Below are 9,100 nucleotides of genomic sequence, written 5' to 3'. Positions count from 1 at the left end.
ACTGTGGCGTCGCTGATCACGTGTGGGACGGGTGGTTGAGGCGGCGTCGGATCTGCGGTCCGGCGCCGTTTCGCTCTCTAGGTACTGGTGATCCGGAAAATGCTTCGAGCGTCGGTGTCCGGCAGCGTCGGGAACCAGTTCAGCAGCGACCAGCGCACCGCGGCAGAGTCGACGGGCTGAAAGACTCCGTCGCTGTTGTCGAGCTGAATGGTCAGCGACTCGCCCGCTCTGGCGGCCTGCCGAGCAGCGCCGAGTACATAGTCATCAATGATCTCCTCGTACTGGCGCATGATGTCCGCCCACGGATCCTCTGCGTGCGCCCACGGGTCAGGGTCGAGCCGGCGCCGGTCGCTCAGTTCGCGTTCGAGGCGCGCCCACGCATGGGCCATGCGGCTCTCATGGTCGGCGTCGAGGGTGTCGCTGATGTTGTGCAGGTCGAGTCCGACGTAGCGGTTGCCGTCGTCGAGGCGCAAATGCCAGACAAGGTGGTTAGGCCGTTCGGGGATGCCGCGCTGGTAGAGCCGGGCGTTGAAACGGCCGTCGTACCAGGTGACTGATCCGAGGTTGAGGAGGTCGCTGTCGTCGACCTCGGTGACCAGGTCGGGCCGCCACCGCATTTGGGTGCCGTCGGTGTCGCTGGTGGTGTCCTCGGCCCGATGGTTCGGGACACAGTCCTCGGAGCAGTACGCGGATCCGTCGTGGGGTGGGGCGCCGCACGGGCACAGCCCATCAAGGTCACGCTGGATGCGGTCGAGGATGTTCACCAGTGCCGGGTTCCTTCGAGGTCGGGGGTCAGGCGGGCTTGAGCCACGGGTCGGGGTCACCGTCGGCGGCCCTGCGGGTCAGTTCCTCGGTGGACTGCCGGGTGAGGTAACCCCACGGGTCGTCCGGGTCGGCGACGTACTCGGGTTCGTCCGGTGCCGGCTGCTCTGCGCCCGGGCTGGTGCCGCCTGCGTCTCGGTGAATCCCCACCTGCTCGTTGTAGCAGGCCGGGGCAGGTTTTCCCACGACGCGACGCCCGTTCGGATTAGCCGGGTTGTTGCTCGGCGAGCAGGTCGAGCAGGTCCGGCCCTTCGTGGCCGATGTCGAGGGTGCTGCCCGTTAGGCCACGCTCAGCCGCGCACACAGGCCCGTAGCCCGAAATCATGGCCGAGGGTAGGCAGAGCCTTTGGCAGGCACGACACGGCCGCCTGGGAGGCGCTGAGGGGGCTTTCTGCACACGTCCAGTGTGAGCCCGGGGTGCCCGCCAAGGGGTGAGTAATGACCTTCAGTGACTCATGGCTTCCGCATGACAGGCAGCCCCGGCAACATCCACGATCGCGCTGTCGCAGGTCAGAGGGAAGATGATCGCGCGAAGAACAGGGATGTAGTTCATCGACCAGCGCCCGATTCATGCCCGGTGGGGTCAGTTGGCCGGTTCACTAGGCGCTTGCCACGCCATATCCAAGTGGGTCACCCGCGCTCGCCACGCTCAAACCGAGCCGACCGGGCAGCACGATAGGCGGCTCCAACCTTCGGCTCGACTGGCCACTCCTTTGGCATCGTGCCGCCGCCGATGAAGCCGCTGTACGACTTCTCGAGCTTGCCGAGCGTCGGGACTGCGAACGGGTCGAGGGACTGCCGGTCGGTGCAGGGCAGCCCAATCTCCTTCGCCGGGATCGGATCCTCCCCAGCGATCATGTCAAACAAGGCCACGTGCCAACACAGCAGAAGATCGCCAGACTGTGACTCCTCGGCAACCAGAACCAGATGCGTCGGAACCCTCTTGCTCGCGTCGGGCACCGGGCCGAGGATGATCAGGCCATCGCCGGGTAGGGACCTCGAGTGAATTGCTTCCGCGTAACGCGGTGCGTCGAGCGCGAAGTCAGCCTCTCGACCTTTCACCTCGACATGCAGGCCCAGACCAGGGAGCCAGAAGTCGGGCAGGTAGTTGGCACCAGATGGCAGTGTGTAGCCCTGCGGTTCGTACTCCCATCGGATGTCGAGGTGGTCCAAGAAGACCGCCCAGCGCGCTTCGAGGCGCGACCGGAACCGGCAGCCGGCGTAGTGCGTCTCGATCGGTTTGAACGTCAAGATCGCCTCCTCGTAAAGAGTGGTGCAGGATGGGGGCGCGGGGACCTGAGTGCTGAGATCATTCAGGTCCCCGCCCTTCGTTTAGGTCAGACGACTCGGAGGGGCTTCACGCGAGGCGCGGAGGCAACGAGCGCGTCCCAATTCGTCGCGGCGAACCACGTCTTCCTCTCCAAGTGCCTGGTCCACTCGACAATGTCAGCATCATCGCGGAGCTTCCGCAGGTCGATCCAGTACGCACCGATGCACTCGCCCGCGCAGGTGTCGCATTCGACCTTCCACAAGGCGAGGTTCGGCTGAGCTACCGCGTCCGCCACGGTCAGCCGGGTGGCGTCCAGGGTCTTGAGGATGTCGTTGGCGCGGTGGATCTCGTCGTAGGCGATGGAGATGGCACCCTTGCCTTCCGTCTTGCCGTGACAGGTGTCGCAGGTCCAGTCGATCAGTTCCATGGGGGTCCTTTCGGTCAGGCCGGGATCGCGAACGACGCGAACCGGTTGAGGTGGAGCTGGGCGGCTACCGGGATGTCCGGGGTGTCGCTGTTGCGGGATTTACGGACGCACAGATCCGCTTCACCTGGGCGTTTGTCTTTCTCGAACATCGACGGCTGATGCACGAAGATGACGACGTCGGCGTGGGCGGCGATACCGCCGGACTCCTTCAAGTCGGTCAGCTGGGGGCTCTTGTCGCCCCGCTGCACGCTGTTCTGGTTCGTCTGAGCCAGCAGCACCACGGCGATGTCGAGCTCGCCGGCCAGATCCTTGAACTGCTTCACCAACTCGTCGATCTGCTGATGCCGGGGTGCGTTCGACGCGATCCTGATCAACGCCAGGTAGTCGACAACCAGCAGATGAATGCCCTTCTCCTGCTGGAGACGGCGCACCCGAACCCGGATGTCAGCGAACGTCTGACCCTTGACATCGGAGATGTACAGCGGCGCCTCGCCGGTGCGTTCAGCCATCTTCGACAACTTCGTCCAGTCGCCCGGACTCAGCTCCCCCTTGACCGCGGCGGTGGCCGACACCCCAGCCTCGGCGCAGGCCAGCCTGTTGAACATTTCCTTGACCGGCATCTCCATCGAGATCACCGCTGTCGGGACCTTGTGGGTGAAGGCCGCCGAGCGGGGAAAGTTCCCGGCGCCGAGCGTCGACTTACCCGAACCCGGCGGCCCGGCGACGACGATGAGCCGGCCCGGCTGAAGACCGTGGATAGCGTCATCGAGCTCAGGGATGCCAGTGGGGATACCGGGCGGCTCGTCGCTGTCGGCAGCATGCTCAAAAGCGTCGAAGCCCGGCTCTAGCAGGTCCGGCCAGTACGCCCACGTGTGCCCAGTGGCACCGACCCGCTGCGACAGGTCCGACACCGCCGTACGCGCCTGTTCGACCAGATCAGCGGTGGACCGCTCGCCGCCCGCCCGGATCGAAGCCCGCACCGAGGACAGCCGCAGGTCGAGGTCGCGCAGCACCGCCCGGTCGGCGACGATCCGGGCGAAGTGCCGGACGTCCCCGCCGACCGATGCCGCTTCGATGAGGGTGTGGACGTACATGCCGTTGTCCGGCACCTTCGCGGTCATGCCACGTTCGGCAAGGTGGGCGACTACCGAGTACGGATCCGTTGCCGCACCCTCCTGACGCAGGTCGGTGAGGACACCGAACAGCAGGTGGTGGACGGGGTGGTGGAACGCGGCCTGATCGGCGATCTGCTCCACGTCGCCGATCAGCGCGCCGTCAAGCAGCATCATGCCGAGCGCCACCTTTTCGGCGCCGTGGTCGTGGAACACCGTTGAACCGGGGAGGTCGTCGTGTTCGGTCACGGCTGGATCCGGCGGTGGTCGACGTCCTCGAGCGGGACCTGGGTTGAGTGCAGCAGGCGGGACACGACCCGGTCGTTGAGGACGTTGCGCATCTCCGGGGCGGTCAGGTTGGTGGTGACAATCATCGGTCGCTGTTCGGCCCAGCGCTCGTCGACCAGCCGGTGCAGGGTGTCGGTGGACCAGTCGGTCATCTGGCCGGCGCCGAGGTCATCGAACAGGAGCAGGTCGACCTCTTGGAATTCGGCGAGGGTGTCGAGGTGGGAGCCGTCCGGGGCGGGCCGCATGGCCTGGTTGAAATCGGCATGTGTGGTCTTCGCGAACGTGAACCGGTGGCCCTTGCGGGCGTGATGCAGGGTGATCCCCCACAAGGCGGCGTAGCCGTTGTGGGTCTTCCCGGAGCCGGTCGGCCCTTGCAGCAAGAGGTTCGGGCAGGTGGCCCGGTCGGCGACGAAGGCGCGCATCCACTCGACGACTGCGGGCTCGGTCGGCTTCTTGTCGCGAAACATCGCCTTGGTCAGCGACTCCAGTTTGGCCCGGTACGCCTCGGTCAGGTGGTCAGCGATCGTGTACTCCGCGGTGGGCTGAGTGTCCGGGTCGACACCTTGGCGGGCGAGGACCTGTCTGGCGTAGGCGCCGATGTCGTCGGCCTGAATGTTGAACTGGCTGGTCAAAGCCTCTCCTTGTAGTTGCGGCCGGGGGCCCGGGTGTCAGGGATGTGGTGGTACGTCGAGCCTTGGCGGTTATGGGCGCCGGTGCCGTTGCTGGCGTAGCCGCTGCCGTTGGCGGCCTGGGCTCGCTCGGCGTGACGCTGCTGGTCGCTGAGTAGCCAGTTGCGCCATGTCAGGTCCCAGTCCTTCTTGCGCTTACCCCCATCACCGAAATACGTGATGAACCTTTCGGTAGCGATTCGGCTAATGACGTCGGGGGCCTTCTCTTTCGCCCACGCCTCCATGTCGGCGGATACGGACCAGCCGACGGGGAGAGTCTCGGGATTCTTGGTTACCTCTCGGCTCAGACGCTTTCGTTTCGCCGGCGCCTTTTTCTTCGGCTCGTCGGTGATGCTCTTGTCCTCGGTCGCTGCGCCGAGCTGACCCGGCACGGAGAAGAGGGCGCCGGGGTCGTCGCTCGCGTCGCGCGGGACCACCTCCGGAGGAGGTGGTGGTACATCTAGGTACACATGGTTCAGTTCTTTGTGTCCCGCTGTGGCACTAGCCCAGTCCCGCTCTGGCACTAGCCCTAGTCCCGCTGTGGCACTAGTCCCGCTCTGGGACCAACCCTCAAGTTGGTCCCGCTCTGGGACTAGTCCCGCTGTGGCACTAGCCCGCTCAGGCTCCTCGGGCTCGTCGGCAGGGGCGCCGGCCGGGATCGCGAGAAGGTACGAGGTTCGTTCCTTGTTCTTTTGTGACTCGTGCTTTGACGGCACCGTCCGCTTAACCCATCCGCCATTTTCGGCGGCATTTAAAGCGCGAACAACGGTCGAGCGACCCAGCCCCGTAAATCCCGCAAGGTCCGTGAGGCTCGGCATAAAGCGCTCCGGGATGAGTCCGGTCGCCGGATCGATCAGGGTCGCCAGCGTCAGGAGGGTGTGCCTCTCCGGCGCCGGAAGACCGGATCGCCGGATGGCACGCATGAGCGCCCAGATGTCGGGCACGGAACCTCCTCGGGCAGATAGGGAAGGGGGAGTGTCAGAGGCGCGCAACGCTCGAGGCGGCGCCTGGAGGCTCAGGACCCCAGCGGGTACTTGTCGTTGCCGTAGATCGCGTCCAGCAGGTGCACAGGGCAGTGGAACCGGTACGACACGAAGGGCTCCATGTCGCCGCCGCCGTCGATCACCTCCCACCAGCGCTTGTCTGTGCGCGGGTCGAACCCGTACCTGGCGGCGATCTCAGCAGCGAAATCGTCCGGGCTGTCGCCCTCGTAGAAGATGTCCCGGCCGTTCGGGAACAGCTCGGCCCAGGTGACGGTGCCAGTGGATGACATGCGGTTCTCCTGCTCGATGTCGATAATGCGGGGGAGTGGTTCAGTCGGCGCACGTGTACTGCTTGACGGCGGCCAGCCGGGCGTCGAGGCGGTCACGGGTGAGGATGTGGCCGGAGGTGGTCACGGGGCACCCTCGTGCGACCAGTCCTCGCGCTCCTCGGTACTCCAGTTCCGAGCGAGCATCGTGCTCAGATATTCGGCGAAGCACTCGACGCAAGCGCCGCCGTCCGTCATCGCCTCGAGCTCGGCGGCGACAGTCATGACCTGGACCAGCCATGCCGGATCGCCCTCGCTGGCCACGTACTCCCGCCAGACCGGGACGTCGACGTCCGTCTCGCCGCCACGTCGGACGTACTCCAGGAAGGTCGCGGTCAGCATCGGGTTGCCGCCGATACCACCCGGCACCCATCCGCCGAACGCGTCCAGTCTCATGAACTGGTCGAGCCCGTACTCCGGGTCTGCGGGCTGGAACGTCACGACGCCACCTTCCGCACGGTGACCGGCGCCGACCGTGCCGCCACCTCAGCGAGCACCTGCCCGCCCACCTCTGTCAGCCGGTACGTGCCGCCCGCATCCGGCTGTTCGCCCACCCAGCCCTCCGCCACGGCTTTGGTGTGGAGGCCGTCGCGTCGTCCCGCGGACCACTGGCCACGCAGTACGGGCCTGCCGCTGTGGGATTGGGTGACCTGGCCGGCGTCGACCGCCCGTAGGTAGCGGCGGTCCTCAAGGGTCACGTAGGCGGTCATGCCGTTCCTCCCGGAAGCTGTCGCAGGTCTTGGCGGACAGCGCTGATGACCGCCCCGACGCCGGCGGCGTGCCCCAGCCCGTGGCGGCGCATCCAGTCCAGGTACTGGTCGTTGGCGGTCGGCAGCGTGTCGATGCCCTGCGCGAGGGTCAGCACCGCTCCCTCGTCGGCCGCAGGGTGGGCCTCGGCAAGGTGTGCTTCCGCAACCTGCGCGAGGATCCCGAGCGAGGGGTTGGAGGCGGCGATATCCCAGGACCAGTCGCACCGCGCGCAGTCGAGACCCCACTCCTGGGCTCCCCAGTGCAGATTGATGTTGACGCTAGCGATTGTGGGCGGCTTGCTCATCGCGTCATCTCCTCGAAAAGCGGCTCGCCGTCCCACTCGGCGGTGGAGAACTGGTCGAACGTCACGCCCTGATCCAGGGCTGCGTTGATCTCGGCGATCTGGTCGTCGGCGGGATGGGCGAGGGCTTGGCGGCCCGCTGTGGTCATCCGGAAACCGGCCTGCGCGGCGCGCTCGATCAGGTCCGATGCGGGGAACTCGCTCACCGTCACCACGACCCTTCGCCCGGCTCGAACCCCAGCACCCGCTCGGTGGCCACGCCGTCGCCGTTGTATTCGGTGATGACGATCCGGTCGGTGTTCTGCCACTTCCAGCTCGGCAGGCCGCCGATGAAGCCGATGTGGGTCATGTCCCGGCGGCGGGCCTGGCGGTCAGCGCCGCCGTCGGTGGATGTCTCGTAGCGCTTCCACGCGCCAGCTTCGGTCTCGTTGCCGCTGTACGGGTAGACGTCCACACCGAACCCGAACCAGCGGGTGCCGTCGTAGCCGCCACCGTTGGTCAGGGTCGCCTCGCAGCGGACCCGCTCACCGTGCCTGCCCGACCGGAACCCACCGCCGTGGGCGTCGGCGTCGAGGCGCATCCCGGCGTACAGGACGGGCGGCTCACCGAGGTAGGTGAACTCGCGGACGGCGAGGACCATCCCCCGCCCGGCGGTGACCATGCGCTGGATGCGTTCGACGATCGAGTCGAAGCTGTCCGCCGCGACCATCGCTTCGGCTTCATGCTCGCGGTCGACGGCGGTGATGCGGTAGCTCATCAGGCCACCTCTTCCTTGGTCAGCTTGCGGGTCCTGGCGAGCAGGGCGTTGGGTGCGCCATCCCTGCGGTGCTCCCGGTCGAGGTGGGCGCACATCCGGTCGATGCCGGCGCCCTGGTCGGCTTCGGGGAGTACGACGTGGTGGGGGCAGGACGGGCAGCCCAAGGCGAAGGGGAGGGTGATCATCGAGCACCACCGACATGCCGGCATTGCTCAAACTCGGCCATCGCGGCGGTCACCGCCGACATCCGGTTGCCGACTGCTGCTTTGGTCTCTTCCTGCCCGGTGAACTGCAGCGAAGCCCAATCGACGCCGGTGTTGGCCAGGTTGAGGGCTGTCATGCGAGCGCACGGCAGGCACGCATGACTTTGGGTGACCATGCGTCCGCTCGGGGCGTGGGTGACGCTGAACCCGCCCATCAGCACGGACGTGCCGGTCTCGTCCTCGCCGAACGCGGGCACGATGACCAGGCCGTCGGTGACGATCTCGCAGGGCATATCGCGAGACCCGTGAGTGGTGGCGATCTCGACGCTGGTGAAACCGTTCTCGGCGGCGGTCATCGGATGACCTGGACGTGGTAGTTCGCGAGGCCGGCGATCCGTGAGCCCCCCGAGAAGCGCGGCTCGTCACGCACAACCACCAGTTCCACGTCGTTCTCACGGCGCACGGTGATGCCGTAGATGTTGCCCGTGCCGTTCTCGTACGCCTCGTCGTACTGCTCGCCGACGTGACGGACGCGGGCGCCCACGGTCAGGTGTTTGCGCTGCCCTACCTGCTTGTAGCCCCGGTTGATCAGTTCGGCGAGCATGTTGTCGGCCTCGGCCTGGTCTTCGGCGGTCAGGGGGATGGTCATCAGCTCATTCCTCCGTGGGTGCACCGCTCGGTCATGTGCGGGTAGAAGTCACGCTCGTAGGTGGCGTGGTCGACGAACTCGACGCGGACTCCAACGGCACGCGCTTGACGCTCCTCGGCGCGGGTGTCGTAGATCGCATCCCAGGCGTCGTCTTCGCTCTTGTAGGACGTCGACTCTTCGACGAGGCCGAACGGGCAGCCGCACCGGTAGATGAAAATCCAGTGGCGTCGCTCGGATTGCGGACGGCGCGGGGGGAGGGTGCGGGGGCTCATGCGGCGATCTCCGCCCACTGGTCGACCTTCTCGGCCTTCTGCTGCTCAAGCTCGGCGGCGGCGCGGGGAAGGTCGTTCTTCAGTGCTTCGGCGACGACGCGGGACACGCTGGTGCCTGCCTTGTCGGCGACACGCTGTGCGGCGGCCCAGAGAGATTCGTCGCTCGGGGCGACGTAAAGGGTCTTGTGTGGCATGGGTGTCACATACCTCCTGTGCTGCGGAAAGTCGGACTCTGTGTCGGTACACAACCGTCATTGAGACTACCGATCGGT

General features: G+C 66.5%; 18 protein-coding genes. All 18 read right to left on the bottom strand.

The features are described from left to right. Positions 1-77: 77 nt before the first annotated feature. Positions 78-764: a hypothetical protein gene (locus NAG42_RS10205; RefSeq protein WP_250029762.1), complete on the bottom strand. Its 687-nt coding sequence runs from the start codon at positions 762-764 to the stop codon at positions 78-80. A 28-nt stretch (positions 765-792) separates the two neighbouring features. Beyond that, positions 793-972, bottom strand: a complete 180-nt coding sequence (locus NAG42_RS10200; protein ID WP_250029760.1) for a hypothetical protein — start codon at positions 970-972, stop codon at positions 793-795. 480 nt (positions 973-1,452) lie between these two features. Beyond that, complete coding sequence (locus NAG42_RS10195) at positions 1,453-2,073, bottom strand: PDDEXK family nuclease (RefSeq protein WP_250029758.1); 621 nt, start codon at positions 2,071-2,073, stop codon at positions 1,453-1,455. An 86-nt stretch (positions 2,074-2,159) separates the two neighbouring features. Next, positions 2,160-2,519, bottom strand: a complete 360-nt coding sequence (locus NAG42_RS10190) for a hypothetical protein (protein ID WP_250029757.1) — start codon at positions 2,517-2,519, stop codon at positions 2,160-2,162. Positions 2,520-2,533: 14 nt separating this feature from the next. Next, positions 2,534-3,880 (bottom strand): replicative DNA helicase, encoded by a 1,347-nt coding sequence (locus NAG42_RS44840; protein WP_250029755.1) that lies wholly within the window; start codon positions 3,878-3,880, stop codon positions 2,534-2,536. After that, positions 3,877-4,551 (bottom strand): ATP-binding protein, encoded by a 675-nt coding sequence (locus NAG42_RS10180; protein ID WP_250029754.1) that lies wholly within the window; start codon positions 4,549-4,551, stop codon positions 3,877-3,879. The genes NAG42_RS44840 and NAG42_RS10180 overlap by 4 nt, the downstream gene beginning before the upstream one ends. Further along, entirely contained in the window at positions 4,548-5,024 is a 477-nt protein-coding gene (locus tag NAG42_RS10175; protein WP_250029752.1) for a hypothetical protein, read from the bottom strand. The genes NAG42_RS10180 and NAG42_RS10175 overlap by 4 nt, the downstream gene beginning before the upstream one ends. 578 nt (positions 5,025-5,602) lie before the next feature. Further along, complete coding sequence (locus NAG42_RS10170) at positions 5,603-5,860, bottom strand: hypothetical protein (RefSeq protein WP_250029750.1); 258 nt, start codon at positions 5,858-5,860, stop codon at positions 5,603-5,605. Between the two features lie 120 nt (positions 5,861-5,980). Beyond that, complete coding sequence (locus tag NAG42_RS10165; protein WP_250029748.1) at positions 5,981-6,337, bottom strand: hypothetical protein; 357 nt, start codon at positions 6,335-6,337, stop codon at positions 5,981-5,983. Further along, the gene (locus NAG42_RS10160; protein WP_250029747.1) at positions 6,334-6,606 is read right to left on the bottom strand and encodes a hypothetical protein; all 273 of its coding nucleotides are present in this window, start codon (positions 6,604-6,606) and stop codon (positions 6,334-6,336) included. The genes NAG42_RS10165 and NAG42_RS10160 overlap by 4 nt, the downstream gene beginning before the upstream one ends. Continuing rightward, entirely contained in the window at positions 6,603-6,950 is a 348-nt protein-coding gene (locus NAG42_RS10155) for a hypothetical protein (RefSeq protein WP_250029745.1), read from the bottom strand. Before NAG42_RS10155 ends, NAG42_RS10160 begins: the two co-directional genes overlap by 4 nt. Then, positions 6,947-7,153, bottom strand: a complete 207-nt coding sequence (locus NAG42_RS10150) for a hypothetical protein (protein ID WP_250029743.1) — start codon at positions 7,151-7,153, stop codon at positions 6,947-6,949. The genes NAG42_RS10155 and NAG42_RS10150 overlap by 4 nt, the downstream gene beginning before the upstream one ends. Positions 7,154-7,155: 2 nt before the next feature. Then, the gene (locus NAG42_RS10145) at positions 7,156-7,704 is read right to left on the bottom strand and encodes a hypothetical protein (RefSeq protein WP_250029742.1); all 549 of its coding nucleotides are present in this window, start codon (positions 7,702-7,704) and stop codon (positions 7,156-7,158) included. Continuing rightward, a complete protein-coding gene (locus tag NAG42_RS10140; protein WP_250029740.1) occupies positions 7,704-7,889 on the bottom strand; it encodes a hypothetical protein in 186 nt (61 codons plus the stop codon). The genes NAG42_RS10145 and NAG42_RS10140 overlap by 1 nt, the downstream gene beginning before the upstream one ends. After that, on the bottom strand, positions 7,886-8,263 hold the full coding sequence (locus tag NAG42_RS10135; protein ID WP_250029738.1) for a hypothetical protein: 378 nt from the start codon (positions 8,261-8,263) through the stop codon (positions 7,886-7,888). Before NAG42_RS10135 ends, NAG42_RS10140 begins: the two co-directional genes overlap by 4 nt. Beyond that, complete coding sequence (locus NAG42_RS10130) at positions 8,260-8,556, bottom strand: hypothetical protein (RefSeq protein WP_250029737.1); 297 nt, start codon at positions 8,554-8,556, stop codon at positions 8,260-8,262. The genes NAG42_RS10135 and NAG42_RS10130 overlap by 4 nt, the downstream gene beginning before the upstream one ends. Further along, complete coding sequence (locus tag NAG42_RS10125; RefSeq protein WP_250029735.1) at positions 8,556-8,828, bottom strand: hypothetical protein; 273 nt, start codon at positions 8,826-8,828, stop codon at positions 8,556-8,558. The genes NAG42_RS10130 and NAG42_RS10125 overlap by 1 nt, the downstream gene beginning before the upstream one ends. Next, positions 8,825-9,022, bottom strand: coding sequence for a hypothetical protein (locus tag NAG42_RS10120; RefSeq protein ID WP_250029733.1), 198 nt, complete (start codon positions 9,020-9,022; stop codon positions 8,825-8,827). The genes NAG42_RS10125 and NAG42_RS10120 overlap by 4 nt, the downstream gene beginning before the upstream one ends. Between the last annotated feature and the right edge of the window lie 78 nt (positions 9,023-9,100).

Origin of the sequence: Paractinoplanes maris (assembly GCF_023544465.1) — a bacterium.
Classification (GTDB): domain Bacteria; phylum Actinomycetota; class Actinomycetes; order Mycobacteriales; family Micromonosporaceae; genus Actinoplanes; species Actinoplanes maris.
Note: the sequence above shows the minus strand (reverse complement) of the source record. Positions and strands in the feature narration are given on the sequence as shown.

What these genes read in the sequence shown, in the direction of transcription:
- NAG42_RS10140 (WP_250029740.1), bottom strand. Translation starts at nt 7,889, where the DNA reads ATGATCACCCTCCCCTTCGCCTTGGGCTGCCCGTCCTGCCCCCACCAC.
- NAG42_RS10145 (WP_250029742.1), bottom strand. Translation starts at nt 7,704, where the DNA reads ATGAGCTACCGCATCACCGCCGTCGACCGCGAGCATGAAGCCGAAGCG.
- NAG42_RS10125 (WP_250029735.1), bottom strand. Translation starts at nt 8,828, where the DNA reads ATGAGCCCCCGCACCCTCCCCCCGCGCCGTCCGCAATCCGAGCGACGC.
- NAG42_RS10135 (WP_250029738.1), bottom strand. Translation starts at nt 8,263, where the DNA reads ATGACCGCCGCCGAGAACGGTTTCACCAGCGTCGAGATCGCCACCACT.
- NAG42_RS10155 (WP_250029745.1), bottom strand. Translation starts at nt 6,950, where the DNA reads ATGAGCAAGCCGCCCACAATCGCTAGCGTCAACATCAATCTGCACTGG.
- NAG42_RS10130 (WP_250029737.1), bottom strand. Translation starts at nt 8,556, where the DNA reads ATGACCATCCCCCTGACCGCCGAAGACCAGGCCGAGGCCGACAACATG.
- NAG42_RS10190 (WP_250029757.1), bottom strand. Translation starts at nt 2,519, where the DNA reads ATGGAACTGATCGACTGGACCTGCGACACCTGTCACGGCAAGACGGAA.
- NAG42_RS10160 (WP_250029747.1), bottom strand. Translation starts at nt 6,606, where the DNA reads ATGACCGCCTACGTGACCCTTGAGGACCGCCGCTACCTACGGGCGGTC.
- NAG42_RS10120 (WP_250029733.1), bottom strand. Translation starts at nt 9,022, where the DNA reads ATGCCACACAAGACCCTTTACGTCGCCCCGAGCGACGAATCTCTCTGG.
- NAG42_RS10170 (WP_250029750.1), bottom strand. Translation starts at nt 5,860, where the DNA reads ATGTCATCCACTGGCACCGTCACCTGGGCCGAGCTGTTCCCGAACGGC.